Genomic DNA, 24,381 nt, shown 5'->3' with positions numbered 1-24,381 from the left:
GCGATGTGGGCACGCTGATAGGGAACGCAGTATGAGTCTGCAGGCCGTGCCTGCATCCTGTCGGCTTCAGCGAGACCAGTGCAGACGCTCGAGCGTTCGGTCGTTGGAACTTGGCTTCACTTTGGAATGAGCACGAATGCGCTGCCACGACAGCCTCTGGCGCGTGTTTCTTGGCACCTCAACGTGCAACCCTGATGCGGACCGCACTCGGACCACGAGCGCGATCCACTGTCCTCGAAGTCCACCGATACGCCCAGTCTGAAGGGAGGCGTTGCCACCCAGTCGTGGTGATGTTGTGCCGATGGCCGGTCCCTGAAGTGGATCTTCCGCACATAGGAAGCCTTCTCCAGCGTCCCCCTTGGCAGCTCGAAGGTCCAGCCCATGCCTTAGGTCTTTGTCGATTCATCGAACGTCATCACACGCTCGTGCACGAGCGTCTCGCAGATCGAATACAGAGGAGTCCGTGTTGCCGGACGCCAAGCGACGTGCCCTGCCGGGGCCTGCAATGCAAAGAGGAGAGGCCCGAAGCAGATTTCTGACCTAAGTAAATACCCGTATCCCCAAGGAAGTCACAACGCCCGGGGCAGCCTCCGACTTCGGGAGTCTATAACGACGCTATCTCTGGATAGCATGGAGATCAAGGAGGTTCAAGATGACCTATCCGCAGATCTTTGCGTTGTTCGCCCTCGCAGTTCTGGTGCTTGCGAACTCTTGGCTGCGCCGGCGCCACTCCCGATCGATCGCTGCCCAGATGACCGAACGTGTCGACGCATCTCGTGAGGCTCTAAGAGTGCGCAAGCGCAGGCGCAAATCCTAGGCCGTCTGCTTGCACGAATCCCCCGGCGCTCGGGAACTTCACTTCACGGTGAGTGCATCAACGGCTTGCCGACATTCTTCGAGCTGAGCACAGAGCCGGCGCAATTCCTGGATTCCGTCCGGTCGCCCATTCTCCAGCATGATCAATTGGGTGGCATAGGCATCTGATGCGACGTGCCACCTTGCGCAGGCTACGCTCAAGTCTTCGATGGGGATCATTTGGTCCTTCCGGCGCGCAGGAAAGTAAGCGATGCGTCGGTCGCCGTCTGCCCCGAGTCTTGCATTGCGTGCGGTGTATTTCCCGCTCACTGCACGTTTGAGAATGCCATGAATCGTCAGGAAGCTTGCCGGGTTGTTGGCCGCCTGAGCGTAGTCATCATGCCCTTGAATCGATCGCAGAACCTGCGCTGCACAAGAGGGCACTTTCATGTCAGCCTCGCCCTGATCGGTGTTCACAAGCTCGAAGACTTCACCTCAGGGTGCCTGGGCGATGATTCGCGACGGAGGGTAGCCGTACAGACCCTGCACCGCCAAAACCGCTTGTGGGCGACGTCTGCAGACGATGGCGGACCCGTCGTTCGCGCAGATGCTTGGCTTCTCGCAGATCTCGATGACCGGCAGGATATTCGCGCGCTGGACTCTGCGGAACTTGCCGGCGCCTTCACGCTGACCGTCACTAGGCGTGAGGTTTTCTGGGCGATTTCGCAGGCAAGTCGCCTGCCCACTGGGTATCAAGCATCTCGGCTTCGACAGCGCACGAGCGCCAGCCTCGCGCGCCCGCCGCCGCCCGCCAGGCGCGCTGAGGTGCTGTCGGACATGCCCAGGCCGCGATAACGTCTTCCTCGGACCTTGCACCGACGGGCGTGCAGTCGCCGGTCCGCTTCAGTCGTCCCTGATCAGTCGTCGGTGCTCGACTCGCCGACGCTCTGAGCGTCTGAGCCGTTGGATGGACCGCGTCTTGCCAAAGGTGACCGAAGGCCTGGCTCCAGCCGGAGAGTTTTGTCCCGCGTCGGAAAGATTCACGCGCTCGACGGGTCTCCTGCGCGCGTCGCTTGCAAGGCCGCGAATTCAAACGAATGGACGCAAGCGCGAACTACTTCACATGGTTTGGGTTGCGAATGGCGCCCCTCGTCGAGCGAGCTAGAAGAAAGTTCCTATTGCCGACACTTTCCGTCAAGAACTTTGCGACACGCTTCGCTACTATTTTTGTCGAGCCTGCGGTGGGCCAATCAGGTCCATCGAGAGGGAGATACCCCGCGCAGGGCGCAGGGCTGTCGGCTGCCGCTTGTCTTCGGCAGCCCGCAACAAACCAAAGGAACCATTGAAATGCAAGTTGTCCCCAAGGATGGCGCTACGGCCACCGCGACCACGGTGGAGGCCCCGTCGCTCGAGCGCCCCTCCATCGTCCAACTGAAGATTGCGCCTGAAAAGGTAGCCAGGTTCGAACGCCATGGAGACGATCTGACCTTGGTCCTGCGCGACGGGAGCACAACCCTCATCCCTGGCTTCTTTGCCGGCTATCCGGACAATGGACGCAACGACCTGCTTCTTGAGGACGACGCCGGCGTCCTGTGGTGGGGGCAGTATTCCTCGCCCTGGAGCGAGTTCCATTTCACTGAAATCGAGTGGCTCGACGGCGCGCCGGTGCTGCCCACAGAGGGCATCCCGGCTTGGCTGCTTGCCGGCTTGGCGCTGCTGGGAGTCGGCGCGGCCGCGAGTGGCGGCGGAGGCGGCGGCGGTGCCGCTCCTTCTCTTGTCGTGAATCAGCCTCCGAGCGGGGAGGCACATGCGCTCGGCCTGCGTGCCGGGGAAGTGGGTCAAGGCCGTGTGGTCGGGCGCGATGCGGACGGGGACGTGGTGAGCTACACGCTCAGCAAGCTTCCTGTGCATGGCTCCGTCACGCTCGATCCGGCGACGGGCGAGTTCACCTACACGCCTGAGTCGGGCTACCAGGGCTCTGATGCGTTCGAAGTGACGATCGACGACGGCAAGGGTGGTTCCTCAGTGGTTGGCGTGCCGGTGACTGTGGAGCCGCCGGAGAACCAGGCTCCCACGGCTAGCGCGCCTCCCCTCTCGACGCTGGAAGATCAGCCAGTGGACGGGAAAGTCACTGCCGAGGATGTCGATGGCGACACTCTCGCGTTTACCGTGGGCGAGTCTCCACAGCACGGCACTGTGACCCTCGACGCGGAGAGCGGCGAGTACACCTACACCCCCGACGCGGACTACCAGGGCACCGACAGCTTCACGGTGGTGGTCAGCGACGGCAATGGCGGCACGACCACGAGCACCGTGAACGTGACGGTGACGCCGGTCAACGATGCGCCCGCGGTGCCGAACTACACGCTCACCACGCCCGAGGACACGCCGCTGGAAGGCCGGGTGGTGGGCAGCGACGTGGACGGCGACGACTTGAGTTATGCGGTGGGCACGCCGCCGGCCAACGGCACGGTGGTGCTCAATCCCGACGGCAGCTACAGCTACAACCCGGGCACCAACTTCAACGGTGCCGACAGCTTCACGGTGGTGGTCAGCGACGGCAATGGCGGCACGACCACGAGCACCGTGAACGTGACCGTAGCGCCGGTCAACGATGCGCCCGCGGCGCCGAACTACACGCTCACCACGCCCGAGGACACGCCGCTGGAAGGCCGGGTGGTGGGCAGCGACGTGGATGGCGATGACCTGAGCTATGCGGTGGGCACCTCGCCGGCCAACGGCACGGTGGTGCTCAATCCCGACGGCAGCTACAGCTACAACCCGGGCACGAACTTCAACGGCACCGACAGCTTCACGGTAGTTGTCAGCGATGGCAATGGCGGCACGACCACGAGCACCGTGAACGTGACGGTGACGCCGGTCAACGATGCGCCGGTCTTTGTCGACCCCGACAACGGCGCTCCAGTCGATACCTACGATTTCGGTTACGAGGAGAACAGCCCGCAGACGGCCATTCTGGGCGTCGTGCAGACGACCGATGGCGACAGCCCCTCAGTCACGTACGCCATTGTTGCTGGCAATGAGAGCGGGTGGTTCGAGATCGACGCGATCGGCCAGATCAGGCTCACGCCCGCGGGCGTAGCAGCTCAGGCCAATGACTACGAGGCAGGTCCCAATGTCCACGCACTGACAGTGCGCGCGAGCGATGGCAGTGGTGGTGAAACGGACATTGCCGTGACGCTGTCGGAGCAGGATACCAATGAGGCTCCTACTGTCAGCGTGACGGCGGGGGGTACCCTCTACGAAGAGGGTCTGCCCGACGGCATCCACAGCGGTCCGGCTCCTGCGACTGTGACCACAGGAACCCTCTCCATCGCCGACGGAGATACAGGCACCGTGCCTTCGGATCTGACGGTCTCGCTGGTCGGGCCCGCGGGCTCTACCTCCGGCGGGCAGCCAGTCGTCTGGAGCTGGAATGCCTCCACGACCACCTTGACCGGCACCACGACGGTCGATGGGATCTCTACGCAGGTGATGTCGATCCAGGTCGGTCCGGTAAGCCAGACGGGTGCTGGAAACTTCACCGCCGTCTATACGGCGACCCTGACCGGAGCGATAGACCACCCAGCCAGCGGAGAGGATGCGCTGTCGCTGAATTTCGCCGCAACCGTCAGCGACGGCGTAAACACCAGCCCGGTAGCGAACATCGTCGTGACGGTCCAGGACGACGCACCGGTCCTGGGCGACGGCGCGATGACCGTGAATGTCGAGCCGCTCCAGACGAACCTGATGGTGATTCTGGATCTCTCGGGAAGCATGGGCAACGAAAACCCGTCGCGCCTGGAGCGTGCGAAACAGGCCATCGAGAACCTGATCGAAAGCTATGACAGCTATGGTGACGTGAAGGTCAAGCTGGTCACGTTCAGCACAGGGGGGCAGGCGCGGGTGGACTGGATGGACCCGGTGGTGGCAATCTCGACGATCAACGCCCTCAGCGCCAGTGGCAGCACAAACTACTGGGCTGCCCTGCAGGCGGCCATGGGGTCCAGCGGTTACGACGCGCAGGGCAAGCTCGTCGGGCCGAATGTGCAGAACGTCTCGTATTTCTTCACCGACGGCGAACCAACCAGTGGCAACGGGATCACTGCTTCGCGGGAATCGCAATGGGTAGAGTTTGTAGCCGGCAGGGACATTCATTCCTATGCAATCGGCATCGGCAACAGCCTCGATAGCACGCACCAAGCCCAAGTCGATCCTATTGCTTACGACGGCAGCGAGGGGGGGGCGGGCACCAACACGAACGGGTTGATCATCTCCGATACCAGCCAGCTCGATGAGGTGCTCCAAGGCACTGTGGGCGCACCAGCTTCGGGCAATCTTCTGGCGGGCGGTCTCGGCGAGGGCCAGGGCTTCGGAGCGGATGGTGGCCATGTGTCGTCGTTGACGATCGACGGCGATGTCTATACATACGACAGCGAGACGGGCGTCATGACGGTCGCGGCAGATGCAGGCGCTCCGAACTATTCCTACAGCGAGCTGACGAAGGCAGTGACCATCACCACGGAGGCCGGCGGCACACTCGTGGTGAATTTCGCGACTGGCGAATTCACCTACCAGGCGAAGCCGGAGGCCTACACCGAAGTTCTCACTTATCAGGTGACGGACGGCGACGGGGACGTAAGCAACGTCGCGACCCAGACATTGAATGTGACTTTCGCTGCGGATCCTGCACCTGCCGTCGCGCCGCCGGAAGCACTTGATCTGGACGCTGCGGCCGGCCGCGAGACAGTGGCAGAAAGCTCGCTGGAAACCGATGCGGAAGCAATGACCTGGACGGATCTCCTGCGCGGGCACAGCGCAAGCGAATCCTCGTTGGAGGCCCTGCTGACATCTGCGCTCCCGACAGCGGCTCCGCAAGCTGAAGCGGCCTCGCCCGCGGCCTGGAGTGACGCAGGTGCGTTGATCGACACGAGCGCGTACACGCCACCGTCTGTCAGCGCATTGGATGAGGATATTCACCACACCTCGGTCATGTACGTCTGAGGGCGCAGAGCTGGTGGACCTCGGGAATGCCAGCTCTGCTTTGCGGTGCGTCTGTGACGCACGATTCGACGCCTAAAAAATACCAAAATTCTATGAAAACGATCCGCTTCACTTCGCTGTCAGGTGTGATGGCAGCAGCTGCAATCCTCGGTGGCTGTGCTGCCGTGGGCAATCGCAATCCCGTGGACGTCGTGAGCAATCCGGCGAAACTGGAGTACCGGGACGTCGATGCGCGGCGACCCGATTTCAAGGAACCGTTCCTGCGCGACGGCTCGATCTCTCAAGCTCAGAGGTTTCCGGAGGTCCCTGTGGGGCTGCCGCCGACGCAGGTGCAAAACCTCCTCGGCCAGCCACTGCTGGTGAGCCAGGGGCCGCAGGGCACCGAGTGGGACTACAACTTCAAGTTCAAACTGCCTCAGTCTGAAAATTTCCTCGTGTGCCAATACAAGGTGGTGTTCGACGACACAAAGGAAACTGTGCGCCGGACATCCTGGCGGCGGCAGCAATGCCTGGACCTGGTGAAGAAAACCTGAAAACCGAAGCTCGGTAACGCCCTCCACCCGGCTGAAGACGGTCGCGTGGCGCAGGGTTGCGTGTCCTTCCCGCCGCCCCAGACCTACCGAGCTTTCCCAGCAACTCTCGCGTCCTCCCCGTCAGCCGGCGGGGCACGCGTGCGGGTGCATTGCCATGGTGCGCGTGCACCGCTGCGCCCTCGCACTGCCGGCACAGGGGCGTGGGCATAACGCCCGTGCAGCGTGTTCATCCCGCCTTCAAACGCGCCCGTCTGAAATTCTGCCCCTTCGGCCCACTCATGCCCTCTCTCTCCCTGTGCGCTTTGCGCAAACTATCAACCAGTGCCCGTGCCTGCGTCGTGGGGACGTGCCTCCTTGCATTGGCAACCGCGGGGCGCGCCCAGACTGCCGAGGGCCCGCTGAGCTCCGGGCAGGCTGCGACCGTCGAGCCGATGACCCTGACACAGGCCGCGCGCGCTGCCGTCGAGTGGCATCCCGCCGTTCGAACCTCGGTGCAGGAAGTCTTGCAGGCGGGGGAGGGTACCGCCGCCGCTCGCGCAGGCTACTACCCGCAGGTGCGCGGCGGCATCGGCTCCCAGATCAGCAACGGAAACATCGGCGCCTACGACAGTCGTCGCGTGCAAACGGCGGCACTCTCTGTGTCCCAGATGCTCTATGACTTCGGAAAAGTGGCGAGCGCGATCGGTCAGGCCGAGGCCTCCGTGGCTGCCACGCGTGCACAGCTCCTGGTGTCGGTGGACGATGTGGCGCGCGAGACTGCGCTCGCCTGGCTGGAGGTCCGTCGGCAGCAGGCGCTCGGAGAGATCGCTCGCGAGCAGGTCCGGGGGGTTCAGGCGCTTGCCGACCTCGTGATGGAGCGCCAGCGCAAGGGGGCAAGTTCCCGCTCGGATGTGGCGCAGGCTCAGTCGCGGGTAGAAGCGGCCCGGGCGCAGCAGCTGACGGCTGATGCGCAGTACGCGCGCTGGAAGGCCAACCTGATGCAGCTGACTGGGGCTCACTTGCCCATTGCTGTCGCACAGGCCTCGCCGACAGCACTCGACGGGGCGTGCCATTTCGTGGCGGACGTGCGCACCCCCCATCCCCCAGCGGTCCAGTTGGCGCAGGCTCGGCGCGCTGTGGCGCAGGCCGCCTTGCGTGCGGCGGACGCCCAATTGCTTCCCACCCTCTCGCTTGATGGCTCGATAGGACGAGGTCTTGACGCGCGCTCTCGCTTGCCTGGCGACAACGCAGTGACCACGACGGTGGGGTTGAACTTCTCCATGCCTCTGTACGAGGGCGGGGGCAACCAAGCGCGTCAACGCGCCGCGGCGTATGCCCTCAACGCGGCCGAGGCGTCACTCGCGCAAGTGCTGCTGAGCGTTCGACAGTCGCTGGACGATGCGGTGACGCAATCGCAAGGTCAGGCGCAACGCCTGCCCGTCCTGGCCGCACGGGTCCAGAGCATTCGCGATACGCGCGATCTCTACCAGCAGCAGTATTTGCAGCTCGGCTCGCGTTCGCTTCTCGACCTGCTCAACGCGGAGCAGGAATATCACGGGGCTCGCTTCGAGCAGGCTGAGAGCGAGCACGAGCTCCGGCGCCTGGACGTGCACTGCCTCTACCAAACCGATCGGCTGCGCACGGCCCTGGCCATCGACGAGCCGCACGTGGCCACTGCAGGGAGCAGCAATTGAACGCGACTTTCTCACCAGAGGCAGCGCGCGTGAGCGCAGGCTCGCCAAAGCCGCCAGCCCCAGATGCGGCGACCCGAGGGGCCGACCCACGCGCCGGTGGTGCCCCGCCCGCAGTGCGCGACGGCTGGATCGACGCCGTGTTGGCGCTTTGCACTCACTACCACCTGCAAGCGTCGCGCGAGCACATCCGTGTGGCGGCGGACTGGAGCGGGGAGCTGTCGCCGGAGGAGAGTTCGCGTCAAATGGCAAGACAGGCGGGCCTGACGCTGCGCTACGTTGACACCCGGCTCGAAAAGCTCACATCCTGGCGGCTACCCGTTGTCGTTCAACTCGCCAGCGGTCAGGTGGCCGTCGTCACCGCGCTCACTGCAGAAGGTCTGCGCCTGATGTTCAGCGGCGACCAAGGCGCGGAAACCACGAGAACCATCGAAGAGCTTCAGCCCCACGTCCAAGTGGTCGCCGTGCTTCGCCCGCTGCAATCGGCCCCCGATTCACGTGTGGATGGGTATATCACTCCAGTGGAACAGCACTGGCTGCGTCGTATCGTCCTGGCCGATCTTCGGCCGTACTGGCACGTATTGATCGCCTCGTTCGTCACGAATCTGATGGCCCTCGGCGGGATACTGTTCTCCATGCAGGTGTACGACCGGGTGGTGCCAGCACAATCATCGCCCACGCTTTGGGTGCTCTTCGGTGGCGTGCTGCTGTCCCTGCTTTTCGCATCGTTGATGCGAGGCGCGCGCATGCGCATCACCGACGTGCTCGGAAAGCGCGCGGATCTTCGCATCTCCGACCGCGTGTTCGGTCATGCACTGAGGGTGCGCAACACGGCGCGCCCGCGCGCGACCGGAAGTTTCATCTCGCAAATACGCGAACTGGAGCCGATGCGCGAGATGCTCACGTCCACGACGGTGGTCGCAGCTGCGGACCTGCCCTTCTTCGTCTTGTTCTGCATTGTCTTTTGGTTCATTGCCGGCCCGCTGGTCTTGGTGCCGCTGGCCGCGTTTGCCATGCTGCTGCTGCCGAGCCTCTTCGCCCAGCGCAGGCTGCGCGAGCTGGCACAGTCGAGCATGCGTGAGGCCGCTCTGCGCAACGCCATGCTGGTTGAAGCGGTCCAGGGCATTGAGGACATCAAGGTTTTGCAGGCTGAGCCCCGGTTTCAGAATCAATGGAATCACTACAACGCCGTCAGTGCCGAATCGGGACTCAAGCTGCGGGCCTTGCTCAATGGGCTGAACAACTGGCTGCAGACGGTGCAGGGAGGTGCTTTCGCAGTGGTGGTGTTTTTCGGCGCTCCGATGGTGATGGCTGGTGAAATGAGCACCGGCGTGCTGGTGGCCGCGTCCATCCTGTCAAGCCGCATGCTCGCACCACTCGCGGGTGTGACCCAGGTGCTCAACCGCTGGCAGCAAGGCAAGGTGGCCAGCCAGGCGCTGGATCACCTGATGCAGTTGCCCGTGGATCACGCCCCTGAAGGCACGCGTATCCACCGCGCCGCATTGGAGGGTGGCTTCGAATTGCGCCAGGCATCGTTCAGCCACGATGGCCAAACCGCGGCGCTGGTCGTGCAGACGTTGAAGATCCAGCCGGGCGAACGCATTGCCGTGCTGGGGCGCAACGGCGCAGGCAAGTCGACGTTGCTCCAGGCCCTCTCGGGCCTCCTGGATGCCAGGGATGGACTGGTGTTGCTGGACGGCGTGGCGTTGGCGCACATCGATCCAGCCGATGTGCGCCGGGATGTGGCTCTTCTTTCGCAGAATGCACGCCTGTTCCATGGCACGCTGCGTGAAAACCTGACGCTTGGCGCACCGCATGCGACGGACGGCGAGCTGACCGCTGCACTGCAGGCGGTGGGCGCATGGGCTTTCGTGCAACGACTGCCCTCAGGTCTTAACCATCCTGTTCTGGAAGGCGGTCTAGGTCTGTCCGGCGGACAGCGACAGAGCCTCCTGCTCGCGCGGCTGATGCTGCGCCAGCCTCGGGTGCTCTTGCTCGACGAGCCAACTGCTGCGCTCGACGAAGGCGCGGAGCGCGAGGTCATCAAGATGCTTCGCGCGTTGGCCCCGGGCCGTACCCTGTTGATTGCGACCCATCGTCCGGCTGTGCTGGAAGCGGCGGACCGGGTCATCGTGGTGGACGGCGGTGCCATCGTGATGGATGGGGCGCGCGACGAAGTACTGGCGCGGTTGCGCAGGGGATCAGCTGCCAATGCCAATGCCAATGCCAATGCCAATGCGGTCACATCAATGCCTCGGCCGAAAGGCCAGCCGCGCGAAGGGAGCGCATCATGAGCGCGAAGGCGGCGCTGGTCCAGCCAGGCCCAACCAAGCATGCCCGCGGCCGGACCCACGAGCCGGATCTGGACGACTATGACGAGGTCCGCGCGAGCAAGTCCACCCGCGTCGTGCGCCTGGTCGCGCTGCTCCTGATCACCTTCTTTGGCTGGGCGTGGTACTTCCAGATCGATGAAGTCTCAAGCGGTACCGGCAAAGTGATTCCGAGTTCGCGAGAGCAGCGCGTGCAGTCTCTCGAGGGGGGCATCCTGATCGGACTGCGTGTGCGCGAAGGCCAGATCGTCGAGAAAGGCGAAGTGCTAGCTCAGCTCGATCCCACACGCGGTGAGTCGAATGTGGAAGAGTCTGCGTCGCGCTATCGAGCCGCTCTGGCCAGCAGTGTGCGCCTGCGCGCAGAGGTCGAAGGACAGGCCAGCATCAACTTTCCAGCCGAACTGCGCGGCTGGCCCCAGCTCACGGCGTCGGAGTCGGCGCTATTTCGCTCGCGACGTGCAAGCCTGAGCGAAACGGTCGCAGGGCTGGGCCAAGCACTGACCCTTGTGCGCAGCGAGCTGGAGATCACCCGCTCCTTGGTGGCCAGCGGCGCCGCGAGCAATGTCGAACTGATCCGACTCCAGCGCCAAGGGGCCGAGCTGGAACTCAAGATCGCCGAGGCGCGCTCCGGGTATATGGTGCGCAGTCGCGAAGAGCTGGCCAAGGCGGACGCCGAGGTGAAGTCGTTGTCCTCGGTCGTGCGGGGCCGAGCCGACACGCTCGGCCGGCTGACCCTGCTCTCGCCTGTACGCGGCATCGTCAAGAGCTTGGACGTCACGACCATCGGAGGCGTTGTCGCGCCCAACGGCTCGCTGATGACACTGGTGCCGCTTGACGATCAACTCTTGGTCGAAGCCCGCATCTCCCCCCGCGATATCGCGTTTATCCACCCAGGCCAAAAAGCGTTGGTGAAGATCACTGCGTACGACTATTCCGTCTACGGCGGTCTGGACGGGGAAGTGGTGAACATCGCACCGGACACCCTGCGCGATGAGGTCAAACCCGAGGTTGTCTACTACCCGGTGCTGGTCCGTACCAACTCCGACGTGCTTCTGAGCAAGAGTGGGCAGCGGTTTCCGATTGTGCCGGGCATGGTGGCAACGGCGGACATTGGCACAGGAAAGAAGACAGTCTGGGAGTACCTGACCAAGCCTCTGAACCGTGCCCGTGAGGCCCTTCGCGAACGCTAGGCCCTGCGGCTAGGCACTGCGGGCGGTGCACCCTTGGTGCCGGAGCGGCTTGCTTGCGCCCTTACCCGGACCAGAGTCGACTCGCCGGGGGCTCAGGACGCTCTTCACGCAATGAGCGCCTTCTGAACAGATCCCGATCGAGCAAGGGCTGCGCTTCGGCCTGATCGGCCCGCCGCACGGACAGATGCTTCACCAAGCAATGCGCGCATGCCAGTTTCATGCGCTGGCCAATTCGCGCTTGATCGCCGGCTCGCTCGGAGCATCCCATGGGCGCGCCCCGCGCGGCTTTGCTCTCTGTTCGACGGGCAACAGCCGGTACGCCCTCAGAAGTCGACACGTAGCGAGACCCCGACCGTTCGGGGCGCTCCAATGGTGGCCAGGTAGGCACCGTTGGCTGTGGCGGTCACTGCTTGGAAATAGCGCTTGTCGAGGGCATTACGCGCCCAGAGCGCCAGTGTCCACGCGTGAGTGCCGCGAATCCACTCCCAGTTCGTCGAGACGTTCAGCACCCCATAGCCCGGAACGCGCGCGTAGACCGAGGCGTCCAGCGTGCCGTCCTGGCCCGAACGCCACGCGTAGACCGCGGACAGCGTATGTTTCACCGATGCCGACAAGCTGTAGCGGTACTCGCCTCCAAGGCTGACCATCCAACGCGGCGCACCGGCAACCTGCCGGCGTGACAGGTCGCAGCGCGCCGCAGGTTGTGGGACGGCGATCTCCGAAGGGCACGGTGCGTTGTCGTACCGCCGGTAGCGTGCGTCGTTGAATGAGAGGCTGCCCCTGAGGTTAAGTCCATGCATGGGCAGCGCTCTGAGTTCCAGCTCGACGCCACGAGATCGCAGATCTCCTGCGTTCGTCAGGATCTGTACATAGTTGCCCACGCCTGCGCCCGAGGGTACGAAATAGGCTGTCTGATACCCGCGGACGCTGGCGAAGAATGTGCTCACGTTGAGATGCAGGCGATCGTCCAGAAAGCGGCTCTTGATGCCGGCGTCGAGACTGTCGACGCGCTCCGGCCCGAGGATGAGCGACTTTGCCCCCAGCGGCCCGGGTGCCGCGCCCGGGCCTGCAAGGTTGACGCCGCCGGACTTCTCGCCGTGGGCCAGTCCGGCATAGGCCATCAGCGTCGGCGCGATGCGGTAGCTCGCGCTCAGAAGCCCCGACGGACTGGTCTGTCGGATGCGCAGTGCACCGGTGTCGTAGGCCCCGAGCACGAGTGCGTTGTCGCGCAGGAAGGCTGTGGCTGGCGAGCCCCCGGTCGAGTCGCCACGCTGCGTGCGGGCCTTCCTGTCTTCCTGCGTCACCCGAAGTCCCGCCGTGAGGTCGAGTTCGGGTGTTGCGTGCAACGTCGCCTGCGAGAACAACGCGTAGCTCTGGGTGTCAAGCGCGCCAAAATTGATGCTCGAGGAATTGGCGAACACCGGCACGGCGTTACCTTGCAGAACGATGTCGGCGCGGCTACCGAAGTCAGTCCAACTCTGGTTTCGCAGACGCTGCCGCAGGAGGTAAAAACCGGCTACATAGTCGACTCGGCCGCCGAGGGGGCCGGCCAGCCGCAGTTCCTGCGAGATCTGCTGCTGCCGCAAGGCACTTCCGCCCTCGAGCAGAACCGGGATGTTGAGGTTGTCGTCAGTGACGCGTCGGAAGCGCCAGTCTCGCGCTGCAGTGATTGAGGTGATTTCTGCTCCCGATCCGAACTTCCAGCGCGCTTCTGCCGACAGTGCATTCTGGTCGCTTCGCACCGATTCCTCTCCATCGATGTTGACCTCTCGCCGCTGCGGGTCTGTGACGATACCCGTTGCACCGCCGGCAAGCGCGCGTGCCATCGCCAGACCCGGCCCCAGGCCATAGTTCACGGCTGTGCCGCTGCTCGATCGTTCGCGGTGGTGTTCTGCGATCATGCGCAAACTGAAGTCGCCGGCGTGTCGCAGCAGCAGCTGACCGCGTGCACCGTAATGTTCGCCGCCGCCAAGACGATCGCCGTTGTAAAGGTTGCTGATCGACCCGCCCTCATGCGAACGATAGACGACAAGGCGCCCCGCCAGATTGTCGGAAAGCGGGCCTGAGAAGATGGCCCGGCCCTCGCTGAGTTCGCGCTGGCCGAACGACAGCTGTACGCTGCGCTCGGCGTCGAACGTTGGCGCGCGAGTCTGGATGCGCAGCACGCCGGCGGTGGTGTTTTTTCCGAACAGAGTCCCCTGGGGCCCGCGCAGCAGCTCGACACGCTCGACGTCCAGAAGGTCGAACACCGCCATGCCGACGCGGCCGAGGTAGACGTTGTCCAAATACACCCCGGTGCTGCTCTCGAGGCCGTCATTGCTCGGATTGCGGCCAATGCCGCGCACCCCGATGCTCAGCCTCCGCGCGTCTGGCGTCGCGATGCTCGTGCTCGGTAGCTGCTGCTCGAGATCCTCCATGCGCCTGACCCGTTGTGCGTCGAGTTCATGCCCCTCAAGCACGGCGACCGCAGCCGGTATCGCCTGTACGGCCTCTGTCCGCCCCCGTGCATCAACCGTCACCGGCGCGAGCGTCTGAACCTCTTCTGCCTGAGCGGCGATGTCGAGATTCGCACCTAGGAAGACCAGGACCCCGATAGCCGTTTTGCGCCGCAATGCGCCTGATGCGCCCGATGCGCCACTCCGCTGCCTCTGCATAATTCACGGGAGCAAGTGTCCCCCTGCCTGTTGATTGCGACGCATACTTTAGCGTGCAGCCGCGCTGCGCTGGTACTACGAGCGAACGACCGCGTCGCAGGGTGGGGCGGGCCCTTCTCGATGCGCGAAGAGGAGCGACGGGCGCCACCGCCGATCTCAAGGAATGATGTCGTCCATGCGCTCGGAATAGCGCGTGTCTCCCGAGCCGCCTGGCCGCTTCGTACAAGCATTCACGCCGTGCGCGTCGGCCCGGGATTGGTGGCTGCGAGCTGTGAAGGGGCGGCGACCATCGGCAGGACCATGCGAAAGGTCGAGCCCTCCGTGCCGGTCTCGATCAGCCGCACATCGCCGCCGTGGCGGCGTGCGATCTCGCGCGAGAGATGAAGACCCAGCCCTGAACCCGAGACGGTCGACACGGTGTCGGAGCGGAAGTACTTCTCAAAGATCTGCTCAACGTCCGCCTTTGGAACGCCGCCGCCCCGATCGGACACGTCGATCTGCACCGTCTCGTCGACTTGGCGCAACGTGACCTGGACGTTGCTGTCCGGCGGAGAGTACTTCAAGGCGTTGTGCATTAGGTTCTGAAGCCCGATCTCCACGAGCGAGCGGTCGCATTGCACCTCCGGCAACCCGCCTGGTGCCGTGAGTTGCAGCCGTTCTGCCCCTCGCAAGTTGAGGGTGTGGCACAGGCCGCGTGCGAGCATGTACAGATCGACTGGCTCCAGCCGCAGCGCACGGTATTGGAGCTGCAAGCGATCAGAAAGCAGAATATTCTCGATGAGCATGGACAGGCGCTGCACCGAGCGCCGAATCTTTGCCGTTCGCAGCTTCACCGCGGGTTCTTCTCGAACCTTCGACAGGTCGAGCGATTGCGCCGCGGCGTCGATGATCGCCAACGGTGTGCGGAACTCGTGCGAGACCATCGAGACGAATTCCTGTTGCTGTTCGGCGGCTTTGCGGGTGATGTCAAGCGATTCCAGAAGGCGAGTCTCGAGGCGAATGCGCTTGTCGATCTCGTCGCGCAATGTGCCATTCGTGCTGGCCAGCTCGACGGTTCGGCGAGCAACGGTCGACTCGAGCACCTGCTCGGCCTCGAGGCGAATCCGCATCGCCTGGCGGCGCTCACGCCGGATGTCGCGCTCCGCGCGGCGTGTCCGGTCCGCGACCGCGATGTTCAGCAGGATCAGATGCGTCAGACTGCTCAGCATGTAGATGTGGCCGGGCGCAACGCCGGGGACGCGATCGCCCAGCCAGAGCTTCAGCAAGCTGTACAGTCCGAGCACCGTGCCGACCGAGAAGGCTGCTGCGGGTAGCAGATACTGAAACTGCCGACGTACGAGGAGCAGATAGCTTACGAACAGGGCGCCAAAGAGGGTGGACGCAGCGCTACCGAGGCCTACCCAGGCGCCGATCGAACTGTGGAATTCCGTCAGGGACACGCCCAGTGCAAGCAGGTTGAATACTGCGACTGCGTCGAAGAAGCGAGCCGCGGGTCGCCAGTGCTCTCGGAATCCGAAGATGCGTGACATGAAAAGAGTGGCGACTACATTGAAGAGGCAGTTCATTGCCAGCACCGCCTGCGCCACGCGCTCCGGGCGCGTGTCCAGAATCCATTCGGCCAAGTAACCCTGGCGCGCCACGGACAGTCCGGCAATGCACAGTACGTACAGGGCGTAATGACCGTAGAGTGAATCTTTCAGCCAGACCATGAAGATCAGGTTCATGCAAATCGACAGCATCGCCGCGCCCAGGAGGACACCGATGGCGGTGTAGTCTTTGGTCCGGGCGCGGGCGAAGCCGTCGGGTTGCCACAGGTCCAGCTCCGCGCGCAATGCTGCGCCGTCATTGCGAAGTCGCAGGTAGTAGTCGCCGGCGGTCGTCGCTACCTCAATCGGATAGATCAGGTTGTGGTCCGCGAGCGGCCGATCAACGAAGGGTCGCTGATCGCCAAGCGCCGTTTCGATGAATCCGCCGCGGCCGTCCGGTGCATACAGCGTCGCCTGGTTCAGGCGGGCGGGGCGCACGCGTAGCAGCCAGCGCGTCGGAGCGTCCTGCGTGCGCGTCACGGAGAAGCGCAGCCAGACCGTGTCGCGGGTGAAGCCGGCTTCCAGCGAATCGCCCAGCGATTCAAACGCATGCCGCTGGGGGCCGCGGTGCAGATCCTCTACTTGCCAACGGCCCTCGATATCGTGCTGCACGGCCACGCCGACAAGTGGCTTTCCATCGTGCAGCCCGTCGGACGCCGAGAGCTGCATCGCTTGCGCGGGCAAGCTTGCTGCCATCACCCAAGCCAGCGCGCAGAGGCCGCGGTGCATCGTGCGAAGCACGCGGAAGAAGCTGACAAAGAGTGGCAAGAGACGCATGGGGAAGGTGAAGTACATGTCCTCACCGGGGGAGCAGGATTCATGCGAATTTACAATGATCGACATGTCACCCATACGTTCTGCTCCGCTGATGAGGGTCCACGTGATTGAGGACGAAGACGATCTCCGTGAAGAAATGGTCTTCTCGCTTGGGGAGTTCGGCTTCGAGGTGCACGGTTTTTCCGCAGCGCCGGCCTTCTACAGGGCTTTTGCGCTTGCACCTTGCGACATCGCCGTGGTTGACATCGGCCTGCCCGGCGAGAGTGGCCTGTCCATTGCATCGCACCTGCGGAGGAATCGCCGTATTGGCGTGGTACTGGTAACGGCCCGTGGGCGGCTGGAAGACCGCCTGCACGGATTGCGCCAGGGTGCAGATGCCTATCTGGCCAAACCGGTGGTCATCGAGGAGCTGGCGGAGACTTTGAATGCGATCGGACGACGGTTGCACATCGAGCCTACTGGTGGCTTGAACGCAGGCGGAGGCACCGCCGCAGCTGGCGCGACGCGAGCGGGGGCTTGGCAGCTGTTCGAGGGAGATTGGATCTTGAGCGACCCGGAGGGTCGCCAGATGAAGCTGACCACCAGTGAGCGCGCTGTCATCGCCTGCCTCTTTCGCTCCCAGGGCCTGGCAGTCAGTCGCGACGACCTCATCCGGGCTCTTGGCGGCGACATATTTGACTTCGACGATCACCGGATCGACGCGATCGCCAGCCGCGTACGGCGAAAGGCAAAGCAGATGGGCATGCATTTGCCGCTGCATTCGGTTCGCGGCACGGGCTACGTTCTTGCAACGTAGGAACTTGTCCGTTCGGTCGGTTGAGCCCGTGTCTGAATCTTGATTTCACCGGCATCCTCAAGCCAAGCGCTCTCTGACTCCACCGCGTGGACCACCGCCATGCTCCACGGCGGTAGGCACTGGGTGGATGCGCCCGACGGCGGCGATATCGCGACGCTTGGGTTGCCATCACCTGCCCGGCGGCTGGGAGGTGGCAAGGTGTTGCCGGGGGCCTTGCGGACGGGCAGCTCTCACAGACCGACGGCTTGCTAGCCAAGCGCGTTCCCTCGAAGGACGCCAACGCGATGTGCTCACCGTCTCGGCGCGGCTGTGGCAACCCGGGCGCTGGGCCGCTGCGGTGCTCGCACGCACGGCACAGGCCAAGAGGAGCGGGCCTTGATCCGCTCCGCGTGTCAGGCAGAACCGTTCCCGGGCATCCCAGTTCAGGTATGCAGATGCGCCGGTCTTACCGCATCGTGATGGGGCGCTGCAGAGTGTCGTGAGCTCATTGGCACTCGGTCCGGTATCGCTCGGCGAGATGGTCGGGGATTCAGGGCTCGCGCGCAGGCGGTTCCTCATGGGCCTTGCGGTCACTCGGTGTCTGTCTGAGGCGCTGGCGGTAGGCCTTGGGTGAAACGTGGAGATGACGAATAAACGTGCGCCGCATGACTTCCTCGGATGAGAAGCCGCACGCGTGCGCAACGGCCTTGAGGGTGGACCATTCGGTGGCGAGGAGCCAGCAGGCCTTCTCCAGCCGCATTCGGACGACATCCCGGGCCGGGGTTGTTCCTGTCGCCCGACGGTAGAAGCGTGCAAAAGTTCGCGGCGTCATTGCCAGGTAGGTGGCCATGCTCTGGACGGTGATCGACTCCGAGAGGCGTTTGCCCATCCATTGGTGAAGCCTGTCCAATCGTGCATCTGTCGGTGCCTGCGTCCGCGCGATGCCCTGGGCCAGCACCGCCTCGAGACCAAATGCGGCAGCGAGCTGACGCGCGATCGCCAGTGCCATGGCTGACCCCATGTCGCGTTCGATCATGGCCAGGGCGGTGGTGGTCGCCTCCGTGTTGTCCACGACGATCCACCGGCAGCCCGGGGGCCTGTCAGAACTTCCGGCCTGGTGCGCAAGCACGGCGGCAGCTTGTCCGATGGACGCCCGCCGTTCAAAGCGTGGTGCATGACGCCGCAGCCAAGCTTGCAATTTCGATGTCTCGAGGCGCGCCGCGCCCCCGGGGACAGGGGCCAGCCCTCCGATCAAGAACACAGTGCCACGCCTCGACGGGACGGTCTCGGGTAACCCTTCCGTCCACATCGCCGGGCCGCTGGAGCTGATCGTTGCGCCTGCACGTGCTGCATAGAGTCCGAGGCGATACGCCTGCGGCGCCCCGCTGCGCGCCAGGATCTCGTTTGCGGCTGCAAAGGCCTGCTGCGGACCCACCGCGTCCGGCAGAACGAATTGCTCCATGAGCAGGAGATACACGTTTCGCATCTCGGCTATTGCGCCACGCGGTGGCACGGGTGCGGGATTGGGTGCCTTGTCGCATGGCACAGCACAAGCGTACTCAGGGGGACAGACGCGACGGGCATGGCAGAAACCATGGAAGTTTTGTCTGAACCGTGAAGATCCAAGGTCCAGTGATGTGACAGCATCGTCCCATCCGGCGGGCACGAGTCCGCCCTGCAAGCGAGGTCGGGAGAAGGGTGTTTCACGACGGCACGGCCTTGATCGATGGGTGTGAAATGCGGCGTTCGAGTGGGCTGCAGAAGCATTCGTTCCAGATGTGCACTGTGCTGCCGATGCGAGCTGAGACCGACCGGATGCCGACAGCGCCGGGCCGTCCGCGAGACGACAGCCGATTCATGCGCGCTTGCAGTGACGAATCCGAACGGGCGTGTAGGCGCTGACTTTGCATCGCCACAACCCCGTGAGTCGCGACTGAGCCAAGCTGAGCGCGCCACCCCATGACAGCCGAAACCTCCACCAACGCCTCTCCGACAACGGCCTGGACCCAAGATCTCCTCGACGGCATCGGTCGCATGCACGCCGCCCCTGAGATCTTCGGCGTGATCGAACGCGCAGCGCGCCTTCTCGGCTTCGAGCATTGCGCCTATGGAGTGCGAACGCCAGCGCCCTTCAGCAATCCCAGGTTCGTGCTGCTCAGCAACTACGATGCAGCATGGCGTGAAAGATATCTCAGTGCCAACTATTTGGCGAGCGATCCGACGGTGCGCCACGGGATGCGCAGCCTTGTCCCTGTCGTCTGGAGCAATGAATTGTTCCACAGCACGCCTCAGATGTGGGACGAAGCCCGTTCGTTCGGACTGAGAGTCGGGTGGTCACAATCGTGCTTCGATGGAAGCGGCCACGTGGGAATGCTGTCGCTTGCACGTGCGCACGATGCGCTGACGCCAGCTGAGCTGAACGCGCACGAGGCCTACCTGCGTTGCTTGGCCAATGTCGCCCACATGGCAATAGCCGATGCCCTGCGTGAAGACCGCGGCGACGCAACACCCGTACTCACCGCTCGCGAAGCGGAGGTTGCGAGATGGATGGCCGACGGAAAGACATCGGGAGAGGTCGGGGACATCCTGAGGGTTTCGGAACACACGGCCAATTTCCACTTGCGAAATGTGATCATGAAGCTGCAAGCAGCCAACCGGACGGCCGCCGTCGCACGTGCAATCGTTCTCGGCTTGCTCAGCTGAGGGACCCCGCGCCTATCGCAGCGCAGTGCCGCGTGGCGTGCCGGCTGCTATGGCGATGCAGGATAACTGCGGCTGCCAGCTTGCCTTCGATCACATCGCACTGGCTGCGCACACGGCTGAAGTTCCAGCCAGCAGGCAAACAGCGCCTGACCATCAATGCACAGGGGCGCCGCGGCCCGCTCGATCCTGAAGCCGCCCCGGCGCAGGATTCGCTCGATGCCCACGGGGGACACGCTGATCAATCGACGTGCGCCTGCCGACCGGGCGACGGCCATCGCGGCGCGCAAGAGATCCAGCGAGAAGCTCGTACTGAACATCGTGCTGCGGGCCTTGTCATCTTCCAGCTTGACAGCGGCAAACCGAGAGATCTCCCACACCAGGGGCGTTCTCGGCGCAGGCGCATCTCCCAGCAGCTCGGGAAAGACCTCTGCGAGCAGGTACGGACGATGCGTAGGCAGCAGGCGCGCAGTGCCGATGACGCGCGCCTGTGGGTCGCAGGCCACCACATACACCGTGTCGCGTCGATCGAACTGGTCGAACTCCATCCCCGCGTGTGACTGCAATGTCCAGCCGAGTCGTTCGACGAAGACTTGGTGGCGGTAGCGCGCCATGGCAAGAAGCATTCCGGCGGGCAATGTTTCGGCCGTGCCTGTGAAGATCTTCATGAGTGTTCCCAGAGTGGACGCACCATTAGAGCGACGCGAGGCAACGCGCGTAACTAGCAGGATTGGGAGGTCCTGAGGGCCGATCCAATGCGTGACGCAACCGCGTCGGGCCCTCCTTTCCTGGCGGGACGGAGGCGTGCATCACGGCTGCGGCAGCCGTGGAATGCTTGAGGTCGGCTCCGGAAAATGGGCAGGAAGCGTGCCAATTCTGGGCCGCTGCTGCTGTCCGTCCGGTACGTGAAATTGCATGCGATGCACGCGAGGGAGCGGACTGCGGGAGGCGCAGGGCGCTTTGCGCAGGGAAGTCTGTTGTCGGTTTCTCACGCTGGACGAGGGGGCGCTCCGGCGCAATTGCACTGCGTGCAACAGTTGATGGACGCGACATGAACGAGAAGACTGAAGGCCTCTCTACCCCCTGCAATCGTCATGAAATCACCCACCTTCCACGCGCTGGCGTCCCGTGCACTTTGTACGCTGGGCGCCTTGTTCCTTGCTGCTGCGGCGAACGCCCAGATCGCTGCGGTTCAGGGCGGTGCCTCGCGTTCCGAGCAGGGGATCGACCCTGTTGCTGTGCTTTCGTCGTGGCCGACTCGGCCTCTGCGGATCGTGGTGGGATTCGCCGCAGGCTCCTCGCCCGACCTGGTGGCACGCACCTTGGCCGAGCCATTGAGAAGGGCGATCGGTCAGCCGGTGATTGTCGAGAACCATCCGGGCGCAAGCGGCAACATTGCCGCAGCCATCGTGGCGAGGTCGACGGACGAGCACACCATCGGCATGCTGATCAACGGAAACATGACGATCGCCAAGGTGCTGAACCCTGCGACGCCCTACGATCCTCAGAAGGATCTCGCGCCGATCAGCCTGATCTGTACAGCACCGCTCCTTCTTGCGGCCCCAGCCGATGCGCCGGGCGCGGATCCACAGGCTCTTCTTGCCGCGGCACGCACGGCGGGTGATGCATGGAGCTACGGAACGCCAGGTGTCGGCACCATCGGGCATCTGGGCATGGAACTGCTCAAGGCGCAGTCCGGCATCACACCCGTCCATGTTCCCTACCTCGGCAATCCGCAGGTGATAGCGGGTCTGGCGGGCGGCCAGATCCAGCTGGCCCTGTTGCCGCCAGGCCTGGCGGACGTGCAGATTCGCGCGGGCCGCTTGCGCGCTGTCGGCGTGACCTCCGCGACGCGCTCACCGCTTGTGCCGAGCTACCCCGCACTGAGCGAAGTGGGCATCGCCGGATTCCAGCTGGAGATATGGACGGCTGCTGCAGCGCCCGCGACCATGCCGGCGCCCATCGTGGCCCGCCTCTCTCAAGTGATCGGCGAGATCGTCAGAAGCACTGAAGTGCGTCAGAAGCTGTTCGCGCAGGGCTACCAGGCTGTGGGCAGTTCATCGGAAGTGCTCGCTGAGAGGGTACGAGAGGATACGGCCGCATTGAGCGGAATCATCAAGCGCCAAGGCCTGAAGCTCGATTGAGCCGAGAAAGAAGAATCATGACCCATCCAGAGCGATTTTTCACCGGAACGACAGACAACGCCGAGCTGCAAGGCTCTCGTGTGGCGAGAGCGTCGTCATCCCTCGCGAGTCCCGCCGCACCGCCCCCTGACTGCGCCCGGTTCCAAGGAGGCGCTGCGTCGGGATCTGCGCTGGACATCCTGGAGGACCTTCGCCGGGAGCTCGACCAAATCGATCGCGCATTGCTCGAGTCGCTGCGGCAGCGATTGGACTGCTGCATGCGCATCGGCGCTCACAAGAAGATCCACGACATACCCATGATGCAGCCCCAGCGCATTGGCGTCGTCCAACAGCGCGCTGCCGATTTTGCGGCCGCAAACCGGCTCAATCCGTCGTTTCTTCACGCGCTCTATGCGCTGATCATTGAGGAGACCTGCCGGCTCGAGGACGAAGTCATCGGGACACGGGTGCCATTGTGAATGTCCGATATGTCTCACGCTTGACGAAGGAACCTGCGTCGGATCTGGGCGCTGCAGGGTGGCGCGGATGAGCAGCGAGAAGCCGGCAGCCTATTGCCCGCAACTGAAGTTCTCCAAGAGGGCGGGCAAAGATCGGAGCGCGCGAACAAGGCGCTGCCCGCACTGCATGCATCGCCGCAGCAGAGCCCGGCACATCAGCTCGCCGCGTCTGGCGGCAGCGCTCCCTGGAAGCACCGTTTCGACACGCAAGGGCCCCTGGCACCTGGACGCGCAAGGAGGACTTGAGCTACTGCATTCCTCGACACAGGCTTCAAACGACGTGCCAAGGGCCTGATCTCTCGATGACTCGATTCTTCTCCAGAAAACCCAAGCCCGCCGCCTTCTTCCATGTGCCCTCCGGCCATGGCGTCCTGGTCAATGGCGTCGGCGCACTGGTGGGCTATCGGCACGAGCTGCTGGGCCATCTGCTGTCCGGCAAGCTCCTTGTCGAGCCCCATCTCGTCACCCTCGCCGCCGATGCCCGGCCGTATCCAGCGGGCCGGCATCAGGGGCTCAAGTTTCTTCATCTGCTCAAGGGCGGGTTGATCTATCGCCATGGCCAGCGTCTCGCCCGCCTGAATCCCGGCGATTCGCTGCTCTTCGATGCCACCACGCCGCACGGCATCGAGGTCATTCTTCAGCCGCCTGTTTCCTACCTTTCGATTGTCTTGTCCATGCGTGACTGAAAACGGTGCGCACCGTGAATCGCCTTGAGGTCCGCGAGCGACCGCCTGCGTTTCGCATCGGCGGCTGCAGATCGGCTTGCGCCCGAAGATTTCACGGAGCAGGTGAGGGCAGATCAGTCAGCCTTGGCGCTCCGGATCACGGCCGTATGGTCGAACTTGTCCTGTTGAAACGCAACAGCAGCAGTCCTGCGGCACAGATGCTCAGGATGCCCAGTGCCGAAAGAAGATCGGGCTTCTCGCCCGAGAAAAGATAGCCCAGCAAGGTTGCCCAGACCACGAGACTGAAACGAAACGGCGCGACGACCGAGAGCGCGACGTCCCTGCATGCGGCAACGAGTGCCAGGCCAGCGAACGCGGCGCAGACTGCCGCCAGCCCCAGCAGCGCCGTCTCGGCGAGCTGCAAGGTTCGCCACCCCTGTGCCGCGCACATCACTGCCCCGACGACGCACGTGGCGAGTGTTGCCACGGCTGCAATCATCGATGAGGGGACATCGGTCGGGATGCTTCGGGTGGCAAGGTCCCGGCCTGCAAGCGAGCCGGCGCAAAGGGCGGCATAGGCAAGCCCCCAGCCAGCCGAAGAGGGCATGGCGAAGCCAGGTTGCATGACCAGCAGGACGCCGCCCAGTCCGACGAGCGTCGCAACAGTGCGGCGCCCGTCGGGCGTTTCCGATCCCAGTGCGTAGCTGGCCAGGCCAGTGAGCACAGGTGCGGACATCATGATGGCGGTTGCCGTGACCTGCGGCGCGAGGGAAAGCGCCAGCACGGAGGTCACTGCTGCCGCCACTTCCCAAAGGCATCGCAGTGCCACAGCGAGCTGGCGCAACGACCGTGCCCGCCGCAGATCGCCGGTGGCGTGGGCGATCAGGAGCAGGATTGCCAGCGCAAAGACGCTGCGCACGAGAAGCACCTGACCCGGCGGAAGCTGCTGGGTGGCGAGTTTGACGAATGTGTCATTGAGGGCGTACCCACCCATCGCGCAGAGCATCAACGCGATACCTCTTCGGTTTGCTGCAGGACCGGGCATCTCGATCGCTCGGCCG

The 24,381-nt window shown here is 64.0% G+C and carries 17 protein-coding genes; 11 read left to right on the top strand and 6 right to left on the bottom strand.

Translation table 11 applies throughout. The features are described 5' to 3' along the window. The first annotated feature begins 652 nt into the window (after window positions 1-652). Entirely contained in the window at window positions 653-817 is a 165-nt protein-coding gene (locus tag A9977_RS12300) for a hypothetical protein (protein ID WP_183025133.1), read from the top strand. A 38-nt stretch (window positions 818-855) separates the two neighbouring features. Here the strand turns inward: A9977_RS12300 and A9977_RS12295 are convergent, their stop codons facing one another. Next, the gene (locus tag A9977_RS12295; protein ID WP_183025132.1) at window positions 856-1,245 is read right to left on the bottom strand and encodes a hypothetical protein; all 390 of its coding nucleotides are present in this window, start codon (window positions 1,243-1,245) and stop codon (window positions 856-858) included. Window positions 1,246-2,142: 897 nt separating this feature from the next. On the opposite strand from A9977_RS12295, the gene A9977_RS12290 reads away from it, so the two are divergent. From A9977_RS12290 to A9977_RS12270, 5 genes are all read left to right on the top strand, one after another. Further along, window positions 2,143-5,799: a tandem-95 repeat protein gene (locus tag A9977_RS12290; protein WP_183025131.1), complete on the top strand. Its 3,657-nt coding sequence runs from the start codon at window positions 2,143-2,145 to the stop codon at window positions 5,797-5,799. A gap of 92 nt (window positions 5,800-5,891) precedes the next feature. Next, window positions 5,892-6,332: an outer membrane protein assembly factor BamE gene (bamE, locus tag A9977_RS12285; RefSeq protein ID WP_183025130.1), complete on the top strand. Its 441-nt coding sequence runs from the start codon at window positions 5,892-5,894 to the stop codon at window positions 6,330-6,332. A gap of 431 nt (window positions 6,333-6,763) precedes the next feature. Then, window positions 6,764-8,005, top strand: a complete 1,242-nt coding sequence (locus A9977_RS12280; protein ID WP_183025129.1) for a TolC family outer membrane protein — start codon at window positions 6,764-6,766, stop codon at window positions 8,003-8,005. A 113-nt stretch (window positions 8,006-8,118) separates the two neighbouring features. Beyond that, window positions 8,119-10,296: a type I secretion system permease/ATPase gene (locus tag A9977_RS12275; RefSeq protein ID WP_310936128.1), complete on the top strand. Its 2,178-nt coding sequence runs from the start codon at window positions 8,119-8,121 to the stop codon at window positions 10,294-10,296. Next, a complete protein-coding gene (locus A9977_RS12270) occupies window positions 10,293-11,522 on the top strand; it encodes an HlyD family efflux transporter periplasmic adaptor subunit (protein ID WP_183025128.1) in 1,230 nt (409 codons plus the stop codon). The genes A9977_RS12275 and A9977_RS12270 overlap by 4 nt, the downstream gene beginning before the upstream one ends. A gap of 323 nt (window positions 11,523-11,845) precedes the next feature. On the opposite strand, the gene A9977_RS12265 is transcribed toward A9977_RS12270, so the two are convergent. Together A9977_RS12265 and A9977_RS12260 are read right to left on the bottom strand one after the other, a co-directional pair. Next, window positions 11,846-14,176 carry a TonB-dependent receptor gene (locus tag A9977_RS12265; RefSeq protein ID WP_183025127.1) on the bottom strand — a complete coding sequence of 777 codons (2,331 nt, stop codon included), beginning with the start codon at window positions 14,174-14,176 and terminating at the stop codon, window positions 11,846-11,848. A 230-nt stretch (window positions 14,177-14,406) separates the two neighbouring features. Continuing rightward, complete coding sequence (locus tag A9977_RS12260) at window positions 14,407-16,557, bottom strand: sensor histidine kinase (protein WP_259651930.1); 2,151 nt, start codon at window positions 16,555-16,557, stop codon at window positions 14,407-14,409. A gap of 85 nt (window positions 16,558-16,642) precedes the next feature. Here A9977_RS12260 and A9977_RS12255 point away from each other — a divergent pair, with 85 nt between their 5' ends. After that, window positions 16,643-17,335, top strand: coding sequence for a response regulator transcription factor (locus A9977_RS12255; protein WP_310936121.1), 693 nt, complete (start codon window positions 16,643-16,645; stop codon window positions 17,333-17,335). A 529-nt stretch (window positions 17,336-17,864) separates the two neighbouring features. On the opposite strand, the gene A9977_RS12250 is transcribed toward A9977_RS12255, so the two are convergent. Beyond that, window positions 17,865-18,776, bottom strand: a complete 912-nt coding sequence (locus tag A9977_RS12250) for a GlxA family transcriptional regulator (RefSeq protein WP_220811715.1) — start codon at window positions 18,774-18,776, stop codon at window positions 17,865-17,867. Window positions 18,777-19,273: 497 nt separating this feature from the next. On the opposite strand from A9977_RS12250, the gene A9977_RS12245 reads away from it, so the two are divergent. Continuing rightward, window positions 19,274-20,017: a LuxR family transcriptional regulator gene (locus A9977_RS12245; protein ID WP_259651929.1), complete on the top strand. Its 744-nt coding sequence runs from the start codon at window positions 19,274-19,276 to the stop codon at window positions 20,015-20,017. Between the two features lie 47 nt (window positions 20,018-20,064). Here A9977_RS12245 and A9977_RS12240 read toward each other — a convergent pair whose 3' ends face one another. Beyond that, window positions 20,065-20,682 carry an acyl-homoserine-lactone synthase gene (locus A9977_RS12240; RefSeq protein ID WP_183025124.1) on the bottom strand — a complete coding sequence of 206 codons (618 nt, stop codon included), beginning with the start codon at window positions 20,680-20,682 and terminating at the stop codon, window positions 20,065-20,067. Window positions 20,683-21,108: 426 nt separating this feature from the next. Between A9977_RS12240 and A9977_RS12235 the strand changes: the two genes are divergently transcribed. From A9977_RS12235 to A9977_RS12225, 3 genes are all read left to right on the top strand, one after another. After that, complete coding sequence (locus A9977_RS12235) at window positions 21,109-22,158, top strand: tripartite tricarboxylate transporter substrate binding protein (protein ID WP_183025123.1); 1,050 nt, start codon at window positions 21,109-21,111, stop codon at window positions 22,156-22,158. A gap of 17 nt (window positions 22,159-22,175) precedes the next feature. Then, a complete protein-coding gene (locus A9977_RS12230) occupies window positions 22,176-22,616 on the top strand; it encodes a chorismate mutase family protein (RefSeq protein WP_183025122.1) in 441 nt (146 codons plus the stop codon). A 341-nt stretch (window positions 22,617-22,957) separates the two neighbouring features. Then, window positions 22,958-23,341: a cupin domain-containing protein gene (locus A9977_RS12225; RefSeq protein WP_183025121.1), complete on the top strand. Its 384-nt coding sequence runs from the start codon at window positions 22,958-22,960 to the stop codon at window positions 23,339-23,341. A gap of 136 nt (window positions 23,342-23,477) precedes the next feature. Here the strand turns inward: A9977_RS12225 and A9977_RS12220 are convergent, their stop codons facing one another. After that, a complete protein-coding gene (locus A9977_RS12220; protein WP_259651928.1) occupies window positions 23,478-24,329 on the bottom strand; it encodes a DMT family transporter in 852 nt (283 codons plus the stop codon). Window positions 24,330-24,381: the final 52 nt, after the last annotated feature.

The organism is Variovorax sp. UMC13 (assembly GCF_014170375.1).
GTDB lineage: Bacteria > Pseudomonadota > Gammaproteobacteria > Burkholderiales > Burkholderiaceae_C > Variovorax.
The sequence above is the reverse complement of the archived record's forward strand: the minus strand, read 5'-3'. Positions and strand labels throughout refer to the sequence as shown.